Genomic DNA, 17,650 nt, shown 5'->3' on the forward strand with positions numbered 1-17,650 from the left:
TCTCGGCGTCGCCGATTAGCGTCGAGAGGTGATCCTCCCCGACGGCGCCCGCCGCACGCTCATCGTCCTGTCGATCGCGACCTGTGCCGTCGGCGTCATGGTGATGATCGCCGCCGGCAGACTCGACCTGCTCGCCGACGACAGCGCGAGAGTGCACCGTATCGGGATGTGGATCGCGATCTCCGGCGTGGCGATCGGCCTGGTGGCCGCGGCATCCGATCTGGTGCGACGCCGACGTCGCGACTGACAGGGGCGTTGGCGCGCCGTCAGGACTCGACGTGCTCGCCCTCGACGGCTTCCTCCGTCGTCGAGGCCTCCTCGGCCGCCGACTCCGTCTCGGCCGCGAACTCCGGCTCCTCGGAGATCACACCGGTCTCGGGGCGGATGAGCTCGCGCACCTCGGCCATGAAGCTGGTGAGCTGCTGCTGCTGCCAGCGCAGCTGCCGCGTGCGGTCCTCGGCGTCGCGCAGCACCGTCGTGGTGTGTCCGATCACGCTGTCGACGATCTTCTGCGCCTTGAGCTTCGCCTTGTCGACAGTCTCGCGGGCGCGGAGCTGGCTGTCCGCCTCGATCTGCGACGCCTGGGCGCGCATGAGCTTCTCGTAGTCATCGGCCTTCGCCGAGATGCGCTGCGCGTGGTCGAGCGACGCGGCGACCTGCTCGTTGGCGTCGGAGGTGATGCGCTCGGCGTGGGCGACCGCCTGGTTGTGCAGCACGAGGAACTCCTGCTGGGCGTCGTCCTGACGGCGGGTGAGCGCCTCCTCGAACTCGAGCACGCGGGCGTTCATCTCGCGCACGTCGCGCTCGGCGTCGGCGCGCTGCTCGGTGGTCTCGCGGGTGACCATCGAGCGCAGCGCCGCAGCGCCCTTCTCGGCCTCGGTGCGGATGGCCGCGGCCTCCTGCTCGGCCTGCGTCACCTTCTCCGCGGCGTGCGCGGCCTCGCGCTCGATGCGGGCCTCGTGGGCGGTGTACTCGGTGTCGATCTTCAGGCGCACCTGGTCGGCGTCGTGCTGCGCCTGGGCGAGGATGCGGGCGGTGTCGGAGTCGAGCGTCGCACGACGCTCGGTGATCTCCTCACGGGCGGCGGCGAGCAGGCGCTCGGCCTGCTGCGCGGCGTTCTGGATGAGCAGGTTCGCCTGCTCCTCCGCGACGTGCAGCACCGCCTCGAACTGCTGCCGGCTCTGCGGCTCGTCGCCGTCGCGCTCGAGACCGCCCTCGGCGAACTCGGTGGTCAGCGCGGTCACCCGCGCCTCGGCATCGGCGGCGCGCGCCTCCGCAGCGGCGAGGTCGGCCTTGAGCTTCGCGGTGGCCTTCTCACGGTCGGCGTCGGCCTTGGCGCTCGCACCCTTCGCCTTCTCGGCCTCCGCCTTCGCCTTCTCGGCCTCCGCCTTCGCCTTGTCGGCCTCTACGCGCTCCTCCGCGCGTGCCGCCTCGACGTCGGCGTCACGGCGCTCGGCGGCGGCGGCGAGATCAGCCGTCGCGCGCTGCAGCTTGCCCTGCAGGTCGGCGAGCGCGGTGTCGACCTCTTGTCGGTCGTATCCGCGGAACCCGACGGTGAAATAGGTGTGTTCGCCGCCGCTCTGGATGAGCTGGTCGAAGGATCCGTTGCTGCCCTGCTGCGCGGGGGTGTCGCTCATGATGCGGCGCCTTACTCGTCGAGGTCGGTCATGCGCTCCGCCGGCGAAGCGCTCCTGAGCGCGCGCGTGCGGAGCGCGACGTGCAGGATTCGCGTCCATCGTAGGGGGCGAGCCCTGGGGGATTCATCCCCCAGGCGATGGATCTTCCGAGAGGAACGCTCAGCGCGCGTCGGCGGCGGCGGTGTGGTGGCGGATGACCTCGGCCACCACGAAGTTGAACCACTTCTCGGCGAAGGCGGGGTCGAGGTCGGCGTCGGCGGCGAGCGCGCGCAGTCGGGCGATCTGCTGCTCCTCACGTGCCGGGTCGGAGGCAGGCATGCCGTGCTCGGCCTTGAGATGGCCGACCTGAGTGGTGCTGCGGAACCGCTCGGCGAGCAGATAGATGAGGGCGGCGTCGATGTTGTCGATGCTGGCGCGCAGGCGGCTGAGCGCGACGCGCGGGTCGGTGGTGTCGGACAAGATGGCCTCCTCGCGCTCGACCCTAGCGCCTCCGCCTCGGCGCGATCCGCGCGGGGTGCGCCGCAGCCCTAGAGTGTGAGCCATGAGCGACGCTCCCGCAGAGGTGTCCACCGAGGCATCCTCGTCCGCCACGACCGCATCGAGAGATGCCGCGGCCTCCCGAAGGCCGAAGACGACCGCCGGGCGCGCCATGGCCGCGATCGGCAATCCGTTCGCGTTCGGCTTCTTCCTCACCCTCGGCGGTCTGGTCGCACTCGTGCTCGGGCTCGCGATCTCGAACCTGTCGACGGTGCTCATCTACATCGTGTTCGCCCTGTTCGCCGCCCTCGGACTCGACCCGGTGGTGCGCGCGCTCGAGCGTCGGGGACTGGCCCGGGTGTGGGGCATCGTCATCGTCTTCGCCGGCTTCGCCGTCGTGCTCGCCGGCGTGCTGCTGCTGATCGTCCCGACCGTGGTGACGCAGATCGCCGGCTTCGTCGCCAACGTGCCGAGCCTCATCCGCGACTTCCAGGCGTCGGACCTCTACGCCTGGCTGCAGGCGAACTTCGGCAGCAATGTCGGCGAGATCGTCAGCCAGGTGCAGGGGTTCCTGACGAACCCGGCGAACCTCACCGCGATCGGCGGCGGCGTGCTGCAGGTGACGGTGTCGGTCATCTCGACCATCTCGGGCATCATCATCGTGCTCGTGCTGACGCTCTACTTCATCGCCAGCCTGGATGTCATCAAGCAGGCCTTCTACCGCCTCGTTCCCGCCCACGGCCGGGAGAGCGTCGCCGACCTGACCGATCAGATCACGCAGTCGATCGGCGGGTACCTCATGGGGATGGTCATCCTCGCGTTCTTCAACTCGCTGTTCGCGGGGCTGCTCTACTTTTTCCTCGGGCTCCCCTTCCCGCTGCTGATGGCGGTGATCGCGTTCTGCATCACCCTCATCCCGTTGGTCGGAACGGTGGCGTTCTGGGTGATCGGCTCGTCGCTCGCGCTGTTCGCGAGCCCGGTGGGCGCGCTCGTGTTCGCGGCCCTCTACCTCATCTACATGCAGGTCGAGGCGTACGTGCTGACGCCGCGCATCATGAACCGCGCGATCTCGATCCCCGGATCGCTCGTCGTCATCGGCGCCCTCGTCGGCGGCACATTGCTGGGTCTTCTCGGCGCGCTGGTGGCGATCCCGGTGACCGCATCGATCCTGCTGATCATCAAGAAGGTCATCATCCCGAGACAGGACGCGAAGGTCTGACCGGGCACGGGGATCCCCCGGCGCCCACGAGCGCGGTCGGACTCAGCGTGCCGGGTCGGCCGCGCAGGCGGGATCGCCCGCGGCGGTGACGGCCATCCGACGGTCGGGATCGACCCGGCCGAGAATCGCGAGTACGAGGCGCGAGAGGTCGTCGACGTCCGCGTCGTCCAGGTCGGCGAGGACGAACGAGCGCACCGCCTCCTCGTAGCGCGGTCGCGCATCCGCGAAGCGCTGCTCGCCCGCGCTCGTGAGCACCGCGTTGGTCGCCCGGCCGTCCTCGGCGCAGGGCGCCCGATCGACGAGGCCCTTGCGTTCGAGACCGGTCACGACGCGGGACAGTCGCGGCAGGGTGGCGTTCGTGCGCGACGCAAGTGCGGTCAGTCGCAACCGGCGGGCGGGCGCCTCGTGGAGGGCCTCGAGCAGCGTGTACTCGAACGAAGTGAGGTCGCTCGCGGCCATCTGCTGGTCGAGCGTGCGCGGCAGCAGCTCGAGCAGTGCGTGCAGGCGCGCCACCGAGACGCGCTCCTCATATCGCAGTCCCTCGGCCGGCATGCGGCCATCCTAGCAGTTGGTTGCAATTACAAGTAAGTGGGCGTACGGTAACACTTGTATCTACAAGCAATGCCCCGTCGTCGCGGGGCACGAGGGAAGGAACCCCATGGCCCACGTCACGATCTTCGGCACCGGCAACATGGCGAACGCGATCGGCGGAGTCTTCGCCGAGGGCGGCAGCAGCGTCACCTACATCTCCGCCGAGGAGTCGGGCACCGCCCCGATCGTCGGCGACATCGTCGTGTTCGCCGTGCCTTACCCGGCCGTCGCGGGCATCCTCTCGGCGTATGGCGAGCAGCTCGCGGGCAAGACCGTCGTCGACATCACCAACCCGCTCAACTTCGAGACCTTCGACTCGCTCGTCGTGCCGGCCGGGTCCTCCGCTGCCGCTGAGATCCAGGCCGCGCTTCCGCAGAGCTCGGTGGTGAAGGCGTTCAACACCACCTTCGCCGCAACGCTCGTCGCGAAGACGGTCGGTGGAGCGCCCACCACCGTGCAGGTCGCCGGCGACTCCGCCGAGGCCAAGAGCGCGCTCATCGCGGCCATCGCCGCCGGGGGCGTGCAGGCGATCGACGCCGGCGCACTCTCCCGTGCACACGAACTGGAGGCCCTCGGCTTCCTCCAGTTGACCCTCGCCGTCCGCGAGGTCATCTCGTGGACCGGCGGCTTCGCGGTCGTCCGCTGACCCGTCCGGGCGGGGGCCAAGGCCCCCGCCCGCTCGACCTCGCTCCGCTCGAAAGGCTCCCCCCATGCTGATCCGTGAGACCGCGGCATCCGACCCTCTCGCCACCAGCGCTCCCGTCGTCGCCCTGCTGCTGCACGGCTACGGAGCGAGCGAGCGCGACCTCGCCGGCATCGGCGACCGCCTCACCGCGGGACTCCCGTGGGTGTCCCTGCGCGCGCCGCTGGCCCTACCCCAGGGCGGAGCCGCGTGGTTCCCTGTCACGGTGCCCGGCTCCCCCGACCCGCAGCCCGTCGTCGAGGCGACCGAGGCGATCTGGACCTGGGTCCAGGAGAACCTGCTGCCCGATGCCCGGATCGTGCCGATCGGCTTCTCGCAGGGAGGACTCATGGCGAGCCAGCTGCTGCGCACCCGCCCCGAACGGGTCGCCGCCACCGCGGTGCTGGGGGGTTTCGTGCTCGGCGCCGCACAGCCGGCGGACCCGCTGCTTCGCCGCATGAAGCCGGAGGCGTTCTGGGCGCGGGGTGACGCCGACCGCGTCATCGCGACCCCGGCCGTCGAACGCACCGAGGCCTGGCTCCCCTCGCACACGACCCTCACCGCTCGGGTCTATCCCGGGCTCGGCCACACGATCGATCAGCGGGTGCTCGATGATCTCGCCGTGTTCCTCGCGGCCGCCGTGCCGCTCGGAGCGTCGACGATCTGACACCGCTCATGCGCACGCTGCCCCGCCGGTGGGCGCCTGCCGTGGCGCTCAGCGCGCGACGAGGATGCGTGTGGGGTTCGGCGCCTCGGTGCGGTGCCGCACGCGTCCCGGTACGCCCGTGCGTAGGTCGAGTGCGAGCGACGCGATGCTGCCGCTGCGCTCGCCTGCGACAAGCAGGGTGTCGCGCTGCACGGTGTGGTCGCGCGGCCAGCTCACCCCCGACTCCACGAGGGCGAGCGGGGTGAGATCGGTGCCGGTGCCGGCCACGCGCACGGTGGCGATCGTGTCGCTGCCCCGCAACCCCAGGTAGACCCGCTCGGCATCACGAGAGAGCACGATGCCCGCCGCGAGGTCGCCGGCGGGCGCACCCAGCGACAGACCCGCCACGATGCGCCACGCACCCGACGCATCCGGCGCGAGCGCGAAGAGCTCGGCGCTCAGCTCGGTGACGACGTACAGGTGACCGCTCGGGTGCCAGACCGCGTGCCGCGGCCCGCTGCCCCGCGGGAGCACGACCTCTCCGACCGGACGCAGCCGCGACCCCGACGGTCGCCAGAACCGCACCAGGTCGAAGCCCATGTCGGTGGTGGCGACGAGTCCGCGCGGCAGGAAGGTCGCATGGTGGGCGCGCGAGACGCGCACTTCGGGGTCGACCTCGACGACGACGGCGGGTTCGACGGATGCCTCGGGCTCGGCGTAGTCGGGAACGAGATGCGCGAACTCCGCCCCCGCCGCCTCACGCAGGGCGCGCGCCGCAGCGGCGAGATCGATCGCGTCCACCGCGGGGCGCGCGGGTGCCCGGCCCACCGACTCCCCCGCGACCGCGAACGGGTCGCCGGACGAGAACGGATCCCCGGCCGACGCCGCGATCTCCGGCGTATGCGGGCGGCCCGCGGCATCCAGCCCCATCGCCACGACACGACCGTCCCCCCAGCAGCTCGCGACGAGCCGCGTGCCGTCGGGGTCGACGGCGACGTGGCAGACCAGGTCGCCGGCGGGAACCGGATCGCCGAGGCGGGCGAAGCCGCGCTCGCTCGTGCGACGGAAGGCCTGCACGGCCCCCTGTCCCTCGAGTGCCGCGTAGACGACGTCGAGCCTCGGGTGGGCGCTGAGCCACGACGGCGAGGATGCCGCCGCCGCCGTGCCGGCGAAGGCCAACGGCCCGCCCGCGAGGTGGTCGATCACCTCACCGGCGCGCAGCTCGCCGATGCCGGCGGCCTCGCCGCCCATGTCGGCGCCGTACCCGCCGAGCCAGAACCGCATGGCGCGGGTCAGTCGACGAGATCGTGGCGCACGATGACGGCGTCGCGCGCGGGGCCGACACCGATCACCGAGATGCGGGTGCCGCTCATCTGCTCGAGCGCGAGCACGTAGTCCTGCGCCTCGAGGGGAAGCTCGTCGAAGGTGCGGGCACCCGAGATGTCCTCGCTCCAGCCCGGGAAGTACTCCAGGATCGGGGTCGCGTGGTGGAAGTCGCTCTGGTTCACCGGCACCTCGTCGAACCTCTCACCGTCGACGTCGTAGGCCACGCACACCGGGATCTCGTCGAGGCCGGTGAGGATGTCGAGCTTGGTGAGCACGAGGTCGGTGATGCCGTTGATGCGCGTCGCGTATCGGGTGATGGGCGCGTCGTACCAGCCCACCCGACGCGGACGGCCGGTGGTCGTGCCGAACTCGAAGCCGCGCGATCGCAGCCATTCGCCCTGTTCGTCGAACAGCTCGGTCGGGAAGGGACCCGAGCCGACCCGCGTCGTGTAGGCCTTCACGATGCCGACGATGCGGTCGAGGCGGTTCGGGCCGACACCGGAACCGGTCGCGGCGCCGCCGGCCGTCGCCGACGAGCTCGTGACGAACGGGTACGTGCCGTGGTCGACGTCGAGCATCGTGGCCTGTCCGCCCTCGAACACCACGACATCGCCCGCGTCGAGCGCCTCGCTGAGCAGCAGAGCGGTGTCGGCGACCATCGGGCGCAGGCGCTCGGCGTAGGAGAGCAGGTCGTCGACGATCTCGTCGACGGCGATCGCGCGACGGTTGAAGACCTTCACCAGCAGGTGGTTCTTCTGGTCGAGGGCGCCCTCGACCTTCTGACGCAGGATGTTCTCGTCGAAGAGGTCCTGCACGCGGATGCCGACACGGTTGATCTTGTCGGCGTAGGCGGGGCCGATGCCGCGCCCGGTCGTGCCGATCTGGCGCTTGCCGAGGAAGCGCTCGGTCACCTTGTCGAGGGTGCGGTGGTACTGCGTGATGATGTGGGCGTTCGCGCTGATGCGCAGGCGCGACGTGTCGAGACCGCGGGCGGCGAGCGCCTCGAGCTCGTAGAACAGCACCTCGAGGTCGACGACAACGCCGTTGCCGATGACGGGGTTCACGCCGGGCGACAGGATGCCGGAGGGAAGGAGGTGCAGCGCGTACTTCTCGTCGCCGATCACGACGGTGTGGCCGGCGTTGTTGCCTCCGTTGAACTTGACGACCCAGTCGGTGCGGTCGCCGAGCAGGTCGGTGGCCTTGCCCTTCCCCTCGTCACCCCACTGCACGCCGACGATGACAATTCCGGGCATGGTGGCTCCTCACCTAGCAGAGGGGGTTACACCCCATCCTATCGAGAGGCCCGCTCGGGAGCGGGATGGCGCGGACGCCGGTGTACGGCATCGCCCTACAGTGAGCAGATGACGACGCTGCAGACCCCCGGCTGGGCACGCACCTGGACGCTCGTGCGCGCCGCGGGAGCGCTCATCATCCTCACGGCGATCGTCGGTCAGGCCGAGGTCACCTTCGGCGGCGCGATCGCGAACGGGCTCGACGTGGGCGTCGTGCTCGTGAACTTCTTCAGCTTCTTCACGATCCTCTCCAATGTCGGGTCGGTCGTGATCCTCGCCGCGGTGGCGGTGTGGTCGGTCACCGGCGGGCGGGGTGGCGTCTCGCCTCTCCCCCGGGGTCTCGCGGTCGTGCTCGCCTGTGTGAGCACCTACATGATCATCACCGGCATCGTCTACAACACCCTGCTGCGCGGCATCCCGCTGCCTCAGGGCACGACCGTCGAATGGGCGAACGAGATCCTGCACGTGGTCGGTCCGATCATCCTGCTGGCCGATGTGCTGGTGGGCGCGCGGGTGCGGTCGTTGGGATGGCGCGTGGTGCCGATCGTGCTCGCGTTCCCGATCGTGTGGGTCGTCTACACCCTCGTGCGCGGGCCGCTCGTGACCAACCCCAACACGGGGGCGCCGTACTGGTACCCCTACCCGTTCCTCGACCCGAACGCGCAGGCGTCGGGCTACGCCGGGGTGGCGCTCTGGGTCGCGATCATCTCCGCGGCGTTCATCGTGGTCGGCGTCCTCGTGGTCTGGGTGGGGCGTCTGCGCACCCGCTCCTGACCGCGCCCGAGCGCGGGGCACGCGGCATCCGGCTCGGTAGGCTGGTGCCCATGTCGAAAGTGCTGCAGTCCCTCCCCGTCGGCGAGCGCGTCGGCATCGCGTTCTCGGGGGGCCTTGACACCTCGGTCGCGGTGGCCTGGATGCGCGACAAGGGCGCCATCCCCTGCACCTACACCGGTGACCTCGGCCAGCCCGATGAGACCGACATCGATGCGATCCCGGGGCGCGCGCTCGAGTACGGTGCCGAGGTCTCGCGCCTGATCGACTGCAAGACGGCCCTCGTCGAGGAGGGCTTCGTCGCGCTGACCTGCGGCGCGTTCCACATCCGCTCGGGCGGACGCACCTACTTCAACACCACCCCCATCGGCCGCGCCGTCACCGGCACGCTGCTCGTACGCGCGATGAAGGAGGACGGCGTCGACATCTGGGGTGACGGTTCGACCTACAAGGGCAACGACATCGAGCGGTTCTACCGCTACGGCCTGCTCGCGAACCCCGCGCTGCGCATCTACAAGCCGTGGCTCGACGCCGACTTCGTGACCGAGCTCGGCGGCCGGCAGGAGATGAGCGAGTGGCTCGTCGCCCACGGCTTCCCCTATCGCGACAGCGCCGAGAAGGCCTATTCGACCGACGCCAACATCTGGGGGGCGACGCACGAGGCGAAGACCCTCGAGCACCTGGATGTCTCACTCGAGACCGTCGAGCCCATCATGGGCGTTCGCTTCTGGGACCCGTCCGTCGAGATCGCCGCAGAGGACGTCACCGTGACGTTCGAGGCCGGGCGCCCGGTGGCGCTGAACGGCGTCGAGTTCCGCGACCCGGTGGCGCTCGTGTTCGAGGCGAACCGCATCGGCGGCCGCCACGGCCTGGGCATGAGCGACCAGATCGAGAACCGCATCATCGAGGCGAAGTCCCGCGGCATCTACGAGGCGCCGGGTATGGCGCTGCTGTTCATCGCGTACGAGCGACTCGTGAACAGCATCCTCAACGAGGACACCCTCGCGACCTACCACGAACAGGGTCGCCGTCTCGGCCGCCTCATGTACGAGGGTCGCTGGCTCGAGCCCCAGTCGCTCATGCTGCGCGAGTCGATCCAGAAGTGGGTCGGGTCGACGATCACCGGCTCGGTGACGCTGCGCCTGCGTCGCGGCGAGGACTACACGATCCTCGACACGACGGCCGTCGGCATGTCGTACGCACCCGAGAAGCTCTCGATGGAGCGTGTCGGCGACGCCGCATTCGGCCCGGTCGACCGCATCGGCCAGCTCACGATGCGCAACCTCGACATCGCCGACTCCCGCGCGCGCCTCGAGCAGTACGCGGCGCAGGGTCTCATCGGCGGTCCGACGGGCGCTCTCGTCGGACGTCTCGAGTCGGGCGCCGCGGACGAGATCGTCGAGCACGCCGAGCCGTTCTCCGACGCGCGCGAGGCCCTCGCCGACGCGACAGACGCGGCGAACGAGTCGTCGGCCTTCGACGCCGGAACCGACTGAAAGTCATCACCCCGAATTAACTTGCACACCTCTGTGCAAGTTAGCGTAGACTGACGGGCATGCCCCCCGGTGTGCCCCCTGCCGCGCCCGCACGCGCGCGACGAGCGGATGCCGCGACCAATCGGGTCGCGCTCGTGCGGGCCGCGCAGACCGTGCTCGCCCGCGACCCCCACGCCTCGATCGACACGATCGCCCGTGAGGCCGGCCTCAGTCGTCGCGCCGTCTACGGTCACTTCCCCGACCGCGACAGCCTGGTGCGCGCGGTCATCGCGGTCGCCGCCGAGCGGTTCAACGCGATCGCGACGAGCACGCTCGACATCGACCCCGCGATCGCCCTCGCGACGCTCGCCGCACGGCTGTGGGCGGAGGCCGCACAGGTGCAGGCCTCCGCGAGCCTTGCTGTCGACGACGACCACGTCGACGAGACCGCCCGCTCCCTCGCGCCGTTGCGTGAGCGGCTGCGCGGGATCGTCGACCGCGGCGTCGCCGACGGCGCATTCCGCCGCGACCTCCCGCCCGCCCTCCTCGCCCGCGTCATCGAGGAGGCCGCGCGCACAGCGCTCCGCGAGCTGACAGACATCGACGACGTCGACGCCCGCGATGTCGCCGTGCGCCTCGTGCTGAGCGTCGCGGGACTGTCATGGCACGAGGCATCCGACCTGCTGAGCACCCACCCCGCCGTTCTCGAGGAGGACTGATGCGCATCGAGCTGACCGACGTGTCGAAGGGTCGCGGCGGCGAGGCGCTGCCGTCGACCACGATCGCCTACGAGTCGGGGGTCGCCCGTCTCGCGACCGCCGAGACCGAGCAGCGGCCGACAGTGCTGGGCCTGCTGGCCGCCGGACGCATGAGCAGCGGCACCGGCGAGGTGCGCATCGACGGACGAGCGGATGCCGCGGCCCTGCGTCGACGCATCGCCCTGGTCGACGCGCCCGACGTGTGCGCTCCGGCCCCCGATGTCACGGTCGCCGGCGTCGCCGCCGAGGAGCTGATGTTCGCCGGCGCTCCGTCCCACCCCCGCGCGGTGCGCGCGTGGCTGCGTTCGCACGACCTCGACGCCCATTCCCGCACGCCGATCGCCGACCTCGAGCCGGCCGCGCGGGTGAGGATGCTGCTCGAGCTCGCCCTGCTTCGGCGCGGCGTCGACGGCGTCGTGCTGGTCTCCCCCGACCGCCACGGCGGCGACCCGGTCGCGTGGTGGTCGATCGCCGAGGAGATCGCCGCCCGCGACGTGGCCGTGCTGGTGATCGCCGGTGAGGCGTCGGCGATGGTGCTCGAGGGCACCGCCGTGCGGGCGACCGAGCCGCTGGCACTCCTGCCCGTCGAGCCCGAGGGGACGGGCGACCAGACGAGCGAGCCCGAGCCGGGCGCCGACGGCGCCTCGGTGTACGCGCCCGTGGGCGACCCGACGAGCGAGCCCCTCGACTCCCCCCACACTCCCGACCCCACCGAGGACCCCCGATGAAGATCCCCGCCATGATCGCGGCGGAACTGCGCCGCCTCACCGCCACCCGCATGGCCGTCATCGCGCTCATCGCGCTCATGTGCGTGCCGATCCTCTACGGCGGCCTGTACCTGTGGGCCAACCAGGACCCGTACGGCAAGCTGGCCGACGTTCCCGTCGGCCTCGTCGTCGAGGACACCGGCGTCGCGGCATCCGGCGACCAGCCCGCGTCGAACTACGGCGAGCAGGTCGCCGACCAGCTGATGTCGAGCGGAACGTTCGCATGGCAACGCCTGACTCCTGCCGAGGCGCAGGCCTCGCTCGCGCAGGGCGGCGTCGACTTCACGGTGACGATCCCGGCCGACTTCTCGGCCGCTCTCACCTCCGCTGCCGGCACCGATCCGCACGCGGCGACGATCTCGCTGCAGACCAACGACGCGAACAACTACCTGGCGTCCACGATCGGCTCGCAGGCGGTCGCGAAGATCCAGGCCTCGGTCACGCAGCTCGTCGGCAAACAGGCGGCCCTGCGGCTGCTCACCGGCATCAGCGACATCCGCTCGAACCTGGTGACGGCGGCGGACGGCGCGACGAGCCTCGCGAGCGGGGCGGATGCCGCGGCATCCGGTGCGAACACGGCCGCCGCAGGAGCGGCGCAACTCTCCGACGGCACGTCCCAGCTCGCCGCCGGGGCGGGCACGCTCAGCGCGGGCGCCGACCGGGTGGCGAGCGGCGCCGCCCAGGTCGCCTCGGGCACGGCGCAACTCGCGCAGACGGCCGATCAGGTGGGTGCGGTCGCGAACCAGGCCGCAGGTGCGCTGCCGCAGGTGCGGTCGGCCATTGCGCAGCAGCTCGCAGACCAGGGGCTCACCCAGGCCCAGATCGACCAGGTGCTCGCGCAGCTCGATCCGCTCGGCACCCAGCTGACGGCGGCGAACACGCAGCTGCAGGCCGCTGTCGGCAAGATCGACCAGCTCAACGCGGGCGCGCAGCAGGTCTCGAGCGGGGCGAGCCAGGTCGCCGATGGCGCGTCGAACCTGGCAAGCGGGGCGGATGCCGCGGCATCCGGTGCCTCTCAGCTGAAGGACGGCACGGCCGAGCTGGCGAGCGGGCTAACGACGCTCGATCAGGGCGCCGCGAAGCTGCGCGACGGACTCGAGAGCGGGCTGTCGCAGATCCCGGACTCGTCGGCCGAGCTTCGCGAGAAGCAGGCGGAGACGATCTCGGACCCGGTGACGGTCACCTCGGGCAAGCTCGCCTCCGCCGAGGACTACGGCGCGGGCCTCGCCCCCTTCTTCGTGGCCCTCGCCGGCTGGATCGGCATCTACGCCCTGTTCCTGATCGTGAAGCCGATCTCCCGGCGAGCCGTGACCGCGCTGCACTCGCCCCTGCGGGTGACGGTCGCCGGTTGGCTGACCCCGGGGCTGCTCGGCGGCGTGCAGATGCTGGGACTGTTCGGCGTGCTGGCGGTCGCGCTCGGGTTCACCTTCGCGAACCCCGTCGCCACACTCGGCATCATGCTGGTCGCCTCGCTGACCTACGCCGCGATCGTGCTGGCGCTGAACGTGTGGCTCGGGTCGGTCGGGCAGTTTCTCGGGTTGGTGCTCATGGTGCTGCAGCTGGTCACCGCGGGCGGCACCTTCCCGTGGCAGACGCTCCCCGGGCCGCTCGCCGCACTGCATCATGTACTGCCGATGGGATATGTCGTCGACGCCATGCGCCAGCTCATGTACGGCGGCGACCTGTCGCGCGTTCCCGGCGATCTCGCGGTGCTGTTCACCTGGATGATCGGCGCGCTGCTCCTCGCCGCGATCGGCGTGACGCGGATGACCCACCGCCGCACCCTGCGCGATCTGCAGCCGAGCCTCATCGGGTGAGGTGAGGGGGGCGGATGCCGCGGCATCCGCCCCCCTCACCTCACGTGGCCGCGAGCGTCGCACCACAGGCGGGGCCCCGCCCGCACAGGAACTCCCGCGGGAACAGGGCGATCACGCCCGAATCGTCCTGTTCTCGCGCATTCTCCTGCACTCAGCCGCTGTAGGCGCCCGCGGCGATGTCCTCGGCGAGGGTCGGCCCGGTCGGCTCCCAGGCGAAGCGCTCACGGGTGAGCGTGGCGGAAGCGGCGATGTCGGCGGCGAAGAACCGCCCGATCCACCCGAAGTGCGCATCGGCGTCGGCGGGGGCGACAGAACGCACCGGCACGCCGAGTGCGGCGCCGAGCCACGCCGCGATGTCGCGAGCCGGAATTCCGTCCTCAGCGACAGCGTGCACGATCGTCCCGGGCTCGCCGCCCTCGATCGCGAGGCGCACGAGACGGGCAGCGTCGGTGCGGTGTACCGCGGGCCAACGGTTCATGCCGTCGCCGACATATCCGGCGAACCCCTGCGTGCGGGCGATGCGGGCGAGCTCCGCGGTGAAGCCGTGGTCGCCCATGCCGTGCACCGTCGGGGCGAAGCGGGCCGCCATGGCGCGCACACCCTGCGCCGCCCAGCCGAGCGCGAGGTTCTCGCTGCCGCCGCGCATCGATTCGATGCCGTGCTGCGTGGACGGCGTCGCCTCGGTGAGGGTCTGCCCGGGGTAGCCCGCCATGCCGGAGGCGACGATGAGCGCACCGCCACGAGGCGCGAGCGTCTCGGCGAGCGCGGCGACGGCATAGTGCTCGATCACCCCTGACTCGGCGAACCGTGCGAAGTCGTGCACGAAGGCGAGGTGGGCCACGGCGTCGGCGCCGGCGGCGCCGGCGCGCAGCGAGTCGAGGTCGGTCAGCTCGCCGCGCAGCACCTCGATGCCGCGGGCGGCGAGGGTGTCGGCGGCGGCCGCGGTGCGAGCGAGGCCGACGACCTCATGTCCTGCCGAGAGCAGTTCGGCCGACACGGCGGTTCCGATCCAGCCGGTGGCTCCGGTGACGAAGATGCGCATGATGCGCTCCCTTCCTGATGTCAGTGTGTGACATCAGGCTAGCACCCAACGTCAGTCACTGTCATCACTATGATCGACGTATGGGTCGATGGGAACCGGGAGCACGCGAGCGACTCGCGCGCGCCGCGCTCGACCTCTATGTCGAGCGCGGGTTCGACGAGACATCCGTCGGCGACATCGCCGCGCGCGCAGGAGTCACTGAGCGCACCTTCTTCCGACACTTCGCCGACAAGCGCGAGGTGCTCTTCCAGGGATCGGCCGTGCTCCAGCAGCGGGTCGTCGACGCGATCGCCGCCGCGGACCACCGACTCACGCCGTTGCAGATCATGATCACGGTGATGCGGGAGACGCAGGACTACTTCCCCGACCACGATTTCGTGGCCACCCGTCAGGCCGCGATCGACCGCAACACGAGCCTGCGGGAGCGCGAGCTGCTCAAGCTCGCCACCATGCGCGCCGCCGCCGCCGACGCGCTGCGCGCGCGAGGCGTCGACGACCTGTCGGCCGACCTCGCCGCCGACGCCGGCGTCTCGCTGTTCCACCAGGGGTTCCAGCGCTGGGTGGCCGGCGCCGCCCCCGACCTCGTCTCGGGCATCGACGACGCGGCATCCGCTCTCCGCGGCCTCACCGCCTGACGCGACGCTCCGCGCTCGACATGACGGAACGCCGCACCCCGAGGGGTGCGGCGTTCCGTGGGGCGGCGCTCAGAGAGCGGCGCGCAGTCCCTCGACGAGAGGCGTCGTGGGGCGTCCGATGAGCGCGGCGAGAGAGCCGTCTCCGCCGTCGAGCTGGCCCTCGGCCGTGCTCGCGTCCATCGCGGCGACGAATCCGGCCGTGCCGGCGTCGAGCCCGGCGGCCTCGAGCGCGGCGGCGCGCTCGGCGACCGTTTGGCGCACGTAGGCCACCTCACGGTCGAAGATCGCGGCCGCGGCCGCGGCGAGGTCGTCGTAGCTCCAGGCGACGTCACCGGCGAGCTCATAGACCCGACCGGCCTGGTCGTCGGCCAGCAGCACCGCGGCGGCAGCGTCCGCGTAGTCCACGCGGCTGGCGCTCGCGATGCGACCGTCGCCCGCGGCGGCCGCGAGCACACCCGACGTGCCCGCGTACTGCACGTCGGCGAGCTGGTTCTCGGTGTACCAGTTGTTGCGCAGCAGCACGGCCGGAACGCCCGACGCGGCGATCGCGGCTTCGGTCTCGACATGCTCGGGAGCGAGGATGTGGGTGCTCTCGCCCGCACGGTAGATGCTCGTGTAGGCCAGCAGCTCGACGCCCGCTGCGACGGCGGCGTCGATGACGACCTGATGCTGGGCGGCACGCTGTCCGACCTCGGAGCTCGAGATCAGCAGCACGCGGTCGACGCCCTCGAGGGCTGCCGCGACGGTCTCGGGCTTCGTGTAGTCGAGCTCGACGACGCGCACGCCGAGGTCGGCGGCCTTCGCGGGAGTGCGAGCGCCGGCGACGATATCGGATGCAGCGGCACCACGAGCGAGCAGACGCTCGACGACGAGACGGCCGAGGTGCCCGGAGGCACCGGTGACGAGGATGGTCATGGGGTTCCCTTCGACGTGTGAACGGAGGATGCAGCGGCATCGGGCATCGGCACATTCCCACCGATGGGTACCCACTTTCGGGTACGGTACTGGCATGGCGGTGAGTTTTGCGGAAATCCGGGAGGACCGCCCCGGAACTTTCACCCATTCATGCCCGACCCGGGTCGTGCTCGACCACGTGATGAGCCGGTGGGGAGTGCTCGTGATCGCCGCTCTCAGCGACGGCACGCAGCGCTGGGGCGAGCTGCGCCGGGGCGTCGACGGCATCAGCGAGAAGATGCTCGGCTCGACGCTGCGCACCCTCGTCGCCGACGGTCTCGTGGCCCGGCGATCGCTTCCCGCGGTGCCCCCGCACGTCGAGTACAGCCTCACTCCGCTCGGGCTCGAACTGGTCGAGCGCATGCTCCCGTTGCTCTCCTGGGTGGCCGACAACGCCGACGAGATCGTGGGTCAGAAGGCGATCGCCCGCACCTGACGCCCCCGGGAGAGCCGCGGCATCCATACAGGACTCGTCCAGAAATGCCCCCTAACGTGGCCGGGTCCGCCGCGGTCCCACCCGAGGGAGCGGGGCGGATGCCTCGGACTCACCCGTCCAGACGGGTGTAATGCGTCAGCGTCAGGGCACCGGAACCGCCTCGTGCGACCGTCGCCCGCCGCATCGTCCGAGGCGGCCAGCCTGCTCGGCCGCCGCCCGCTGACACGCGCGCGGCCGCCCGACGTCGTCCGCCTGGCGGGCACGCGAGGAGCCGCAGGGAAGCTCGAGAATTGGAGTTCCGTGCGCCTTCGCGTCACTCTCCCCCGTCGTAAGAGAACCCTCATCCCCCTCGCCGCACTCGCGACCACTCTCGCGGTCGGCATCCCCGTCGGCCTGGTCTCCACGGCCGCGGCCCAGACCCCCGCTCCCCCCTCTCTCGCAGGCCCCGCCGCGCGCGACGTCGATCGAGACGCCAGCCTGTACGCGGCCGTCGCCCGAGTCACGGTGACGGGAGCCTCCGGCAAGGTCGACGCCTCCGCCCTCGGTGCGCAGATCGACCAGCTCACCAACTCGGAGGAGCTTCCCGCCGAGACGGTGGCCGCCCTCACCGCGAATCTGCGCGGCACGACGTCCACCGTCGCCGATCAGATCGCCGCCCACGACGCCGAGCAGGCGCGCATCGCCGCCGAGCAGGCCGCGCAGGCCGCCGCGCAGGAGGCTGCCGCGAAGGCCGCCGCCGAGAAGGCCGCGGCAGCCAAGCGCGCCGCCGCCTCGCAGGCGTCGGCGGCCGCCGCGAACGCGGCAGCCGCGGACCCCGCCAGTGCGCAGGCCATCGCCAAGCAGATGGCGGCCGCCAACTACGGCTGGGGTGACGACCAGTTCGCCTGCCTGTACTCCCTCTGGAAGAAGGAGTCGGGCTGGAACTACCGCGCCTACAACGCCTCGAGCGGTGCCTACGGCATCCCCCAGGCCCTGCCGGGCTCGAAGATGGGCGCGAACGGCGCCGACTGGCAGACGAACCCCGCGACGCAGATCGCGTGGGGTCTCGGCTACATCAGCCGCGCCTACGGCACGCCGTGCGGCGCCTGGGGTCACTCCCAGTCGACCGGCTGGTACTGATCCGCC

Annotated in this window: 19 protein-coding genes; 12 read left to right on the top strand and 7 right to left on the bottom strand. The window is 71.2% G+C overall.

The genetic code is table 11. The features are described 5' to 3' along the window. Positions 1-28 precede the first annotated feature (28 nt). Entirely contained in the window at positions 29-247 is a 219-nt protein-coding gene (locus tag FFS51_RS01020; RefSeq protein WP_045247960.1) for a hypothetical protein, read from the top strand. A 19-nt stretch (positions 248-266) separates the two neighbouring features. Here the strand turns inward: FFS51_RS01020 and FFS51_RS01025 are convergent, their stop codons facing one another. Together FFS51_RS01025 and FFS51_RS01030 are read right to left on the bottom strand one after the other, a co-directional pair. After that, a complete protein-coding gene (locus tag FFS51_RS01025) occupies positions 267-1,637 on the bottom strand; it encodes a cell division initiation protein (protein WP_212742760.1) in 1,371 nt (456 codons plus the stop codon). Between the two features lie 159 nt (positions 1,638-1,796). Then, positions 1,797-2,096: a chorismate mutase gene (locus tag FFS51_RS01030; protein WP_045247959.1), complete on the bottom strand. Its 300-nt coding sequence runs from the start codon at positions 2,094-2,096 to the stop codon at positions 1,797-1,799. An 82-nt stretch (positions 2,097-2,178) separates the two neighbouring features. Between FFS51_RS01030 and FFS51_RS01035 the strand changes: the two genes are divergently transcribed. Next, a complete protein-coding gene (locus FFS51_RS01035; RefSeq protein WP_045247958.1) occupies positions 2,179-3,333 on the top strand; it encodes an AI-2E family transporter in 1,155 nt (384 codons plus the stop codon). 42 nt (positions 3,334-3,375) lie between these two features. Here FFS51_RS01035 and FFS51_RS01040 read toward each other — a convergent pair whose 3' ends face one another. Beyond that, positions 3,376-3,885, bottom strand: a complete 510-nt coding sequence (locus tag FFS51_RS01040; RefSeq protein WP_045247957.1) for a MarR family winged helix-turn-helix transcriptional regulator — start codon at positions 3,883-3,885, stop codon at positions 3,376-3,378. Positions 3,886-3,991: 106 nt separating this feature from the next. Between FFS51_RS01040 and FFS51_RS01045 the strand changes: the two genes are divergently transcribed. Together FFS51_RS01045 and FFS51_RS01050 are read left to right on the top strand one after the other, a co-directional pair. Further along, a complete protein-coding gene (locus tag FFS51_RS01045) occupies positions 3,992-4,570 on the top strand; it encodes an NADPH-dependent F420 reductase (RefSeq protein ID WP_137877231.1) in 579 nt (192 codons plus the stop codon). A gap of 64 nt (positions 4,571-4,634) precedes the next feature. Next, the gene (locus FFS51_RS01050) at positions 4,635-5,273 is read left to right on the top strand and encodes an alpha/beta hydrolase (protein ID WP_045247955.1); all 639 of its coding nucleotides are present in this window, start codon (positions 4,635-4,637) and stop codon (positions 5,271-5,273) included. A 48-nt stretch (positions 5,274-5,321) separates the two neighbouring features. Here FFS51_RS01050 and FFS51_RS01055 read toward each other — a convergent pair whose 3' ends face one another. Next, the gene (locus FFS51_RS01055) at positions 5,322-6,536 is read right to left on the bottom strand and encodes a lactonase family protein (protein ID WP_137877232.1); all 1,215 of its coding nucleotides are present in this window, start codon (positions 6,534-6,536) and stop codon (positions 5,322-5,324) included. Positions 6,537-6,544: 8 nt separating this feature from the next. Beyond that, the gene (locus FFS51_RS01060) at positions 6,545-7,831 is read right to left on the bottom strand and encodes an adenylosuccinate synthase (protein WP_045247953.1); all 1,287 of its coding nucleotides are present in this window, start codon (positions 7,829-7,831) and stop codon (positions 6,545-6,547) included. Positions 7,832-7,939: 108 nt separating this feature from the next. Here FFS51_RS01060 and FFS51_RS01065 point away from each other — a divergent pair, with 108 nt between their 5' ends. The 5 genes from FFS51_RS01065 to FFS51_RS01085 are packed head-to-tail and all read left to right on the top strand — an operon-like array spanning position 7,940 to position 13,458. Further along, a complete protein-coding gene (locus tag FFS51_RS01065) occupies positions 7,940-8,644 on the top strand; it encodes a Pr6Pr family membrane protein (protein ID WP_137877233.1) in 705 nt (234 codons plus the stop codon). Positions 8,645-8,694: 50 nt separating this feature from the next. Next, positions 8,695-10,137, top strand: coding sequence for an argininosuccinate synthase (gene argG, locus FFS51_RS01070; protein ID WP_137877234.1), 1,443 nt, complete (start codon positions 8,695-8,697; stop codon positions 10,135-10,137). Positions 10,138-10,196: 59 nt separating this feature from the next. Next, on the top strand, positions 10,197-10,835 hold the full coding sequence (locus FFS51_RS01075; protein ID WP_137877235.1) for a TetR/AcrR family transcriptional regulator: 639 nt from the start codon (positions 10,197-10,199) through the stop codon (positions 10,833-10,835). Continuing rightward, positions 10,835-11,602 carry a hypothetical protein gene (locus FFS51_RS01080; RefSeq protein WP_212742761.1) on the top strand — a complete coding sequence of 256 codons (768 nt, stop codon included), beginning with the start codon at positions 10,835-10,837 and terminating at the stop codon, positions 11,600-11,602. Before FFS51_RS01075 ends, FFS51_RS01080 begins: the two co-directional genes overlap by 1 nt. Then, entirely contained in the window at positions 11,599-13,458 is a 1,860-nt protein-coding gene (locus FFS51_RS01085) for a YhgE/Pip family protein (RefSeq protein ID WP_137877236.1), read from the top strand. Before FFS51_RS01080 ends, FFS51_RS01085 begins: the two co-directional genes overlap by 4 nt. A gap of 151 nt (positions 13,459-13,609) precedes the next feature. Here FFS51_RS01085 and FFS51_RS01090 read toward each other — a convergent pair whose 3' ends face one another. Beyond that, complete coding sequence (locus FFS51_RS01090) at positions 13,610-14,500, bottom strand: NAD-dependent epimerase/dehydratase family protein (RefSeq protein ID WP_137877237.1); 891 nt, start codon at positions 14,498-14,500, stop codon at positions 13,610-13,612. An 80-nt stretch (positions 14,501-14,580) separates the two neighbouring features. On the opposite strand from FFS51_RS01090, the gene FFS51_RS01095 reads away from it, so the two are divergent. Then, positions 14,581-15,135, top strand: a complete 555-nt coding sequence (locus FFS51_RS01095) for a TetR/AcrR family transcriptional regulator (RefSeq protein WP_137877238.1) — start codon at positions 14,581-14,583, stop codon at positions 15,133-15,135. Positions 15,136-15,204: 69 nt separating this feature from the next. Here FFS51_RS01095 and FFS51_RS01100 read toward each other — a convergent pair whose 3' ends face one another. Next, on the bottom strand, positions 15,205-16,050 hold the full coding sequence (locus FFS51_RS01100) for an NAD(P)H-binding protein (protein ID WP_137877239.1): 846 nt from the start codon (positions 16,048-16,050) through the stop codon (positions 15,205-15,207). A gap of 94 nt (positions 16,051-16,144) precedes the next feature. Between FFS51_RS01100 and FFS51_RS01105 the strand changes: the two genes are divergently transcribed. Both FFS51_RS01105 and FFS51_RS01110 read left to right on the top strand, forming a co-directional pair. Then, entirely contained in the window at positions 16,145-16,525 is a 381-nt protein-coding gene (locus FFS51_RS01105) for a winged helix-turn-helix transcriptional regulator (protein WP_045247945.1), read from the top strand. A gap of 300 nt (positions 16,526-16,825) precedes the next feature. Then, on the top strand, positions 16,826-17,644 hold the full coding sequence (locus FFS51_RS01110; RefSeq protein ID WP_045247944.1) for an aggregation-promoting factor C-terminal-like domain-containing protein: 819 nt from the start codon (positions 16,826-16,828) through the stop codon (positions 17,642-17,644). The last annotated feature ends 6 nt before the right edge of the window (positions 17,645-17,650 follow it).

The organism is Microbacterium sp. 4NA327F11 (assembly GCF_005503465.1).
GTDB lineage: Bacteria > Actinomycetota > Actinomycetes > Actinomycetales > Microbacteriaceae > Microbacterium > Microbacterium ginsengisoli.

Bases quoted from the DNA above. Each gene is read 5' to 3' on its own strand.
- FFS51_RS01025 (WP_212742760.1), bottom strand. From the start codon at position 1,637: ATGAGCGACACCCCCGCGCAGCAGGGCAGCAACGGATCCTTCGACCAG.
- FFS51_RS01035 (WP_045247958.1), top strand. From the start codon at position 2,179: ATGAGCGACGCTCCCGCAGAGGTGTCCACCGAGGCATCCTCGTCCGCC.
- FFS51_RS01040 (WP_045247957.1), bottom strand. From the start codon at position 3,885: ATGCCGGCCGAGGGACTGCGATATGAGGAGCGCGTCTCGGTGGCGCGC.
- FFS51_RS01045 (WP_137877231.1), top strand. From the start codon at position 3,992: ATGGCCCACGTCACGATCTTCGGCACCGGCAACATGGCGAACGCGATC.
- FFS51_RS01050 (WP_045247955.1), top strand. From the start codon at position 4,635: ATGCTGATCCGTGAGACCGCGGCATCCGACCCTCTCGCCACCAGCGCT.
- FFS51_RS01055 (WP_137877232.1), bottom strand. From the start codon at position 6,536: ATGCGGTTCTGGCTCGGCGGGTACGGCGCCGACATGGGCGGCGAGGCC.
- FFS51_RS01060 (WP_045247953.1), bottom strand. From the start codon at position 7,831: ATGCCCGGAATTGTCATCGTCGGCGTGCAGTGGGGTGACGAGGGGAAG.
- FFS51_RS01065 (WP_137877233.1), top strand. From the start codon at position 7,940: ATGACGACGCTGCAGACCCCCGGCTGGGCACGCACCTGGACGCTCGTG.
- argG (WP_137877234.1), top strand. From the start codon at position 8,695: ATGTCGAAAGTGCTGCAGTCCCTCCCCGTCGGCGAGCGCGTCGGCATC.
- FFS51_RS01075 (WP_137877235.1), top strand. From the start codon at position 10,197: ATGCCCCCCGGTGTGCCCCCTGCCGCGCCCGCACGCGCGCGACGAGCG.
- FFS51_RS01080 (WP_212742761.1), top strand. From the start codon at position 10,835: ATGCGCATCGAGCTGACCGACGTGTCGAAGGGTCGCGGCGGCGAGGCG.
- FFS51_RS01085 (WP_137877236.1), top strand. From the start codon at position 11,599: ATGAAGATCCCCGCCATGATCGCGGCGGAACTGCGCCGCCTCACCGCC.
- FFS51_RS01090 (WP_137877237.1), bottom strand. From the start codon at position 14,500: ATGCGCATCTTCGTCACCGGAGCCACCGGCTGGATCGGAACCGCCGTG.
- FFS51_RS01095 (WP_137877238.1), top strand. From the start codon at position 14,581: ATGGGTCGATGGGAACCGGGAGCACGCGAGCGACTCGCGCGCGCCGCG.
- FFS51_RS01100 (WP_137877239.1), bottom strand. From the start codon at position 16,050: ATGACCATCCTCGTCACCGGTGCCTCCGGGCACCTCGGCCGTCTCGTC.
- FFS51_RS01105 (WP_045247945.1), top strand. From the start codon at position 16,145: ATGGCGGTGAGTTTTGCGGAAATCCGGGAGGACCGCCCCGGAACTTTC.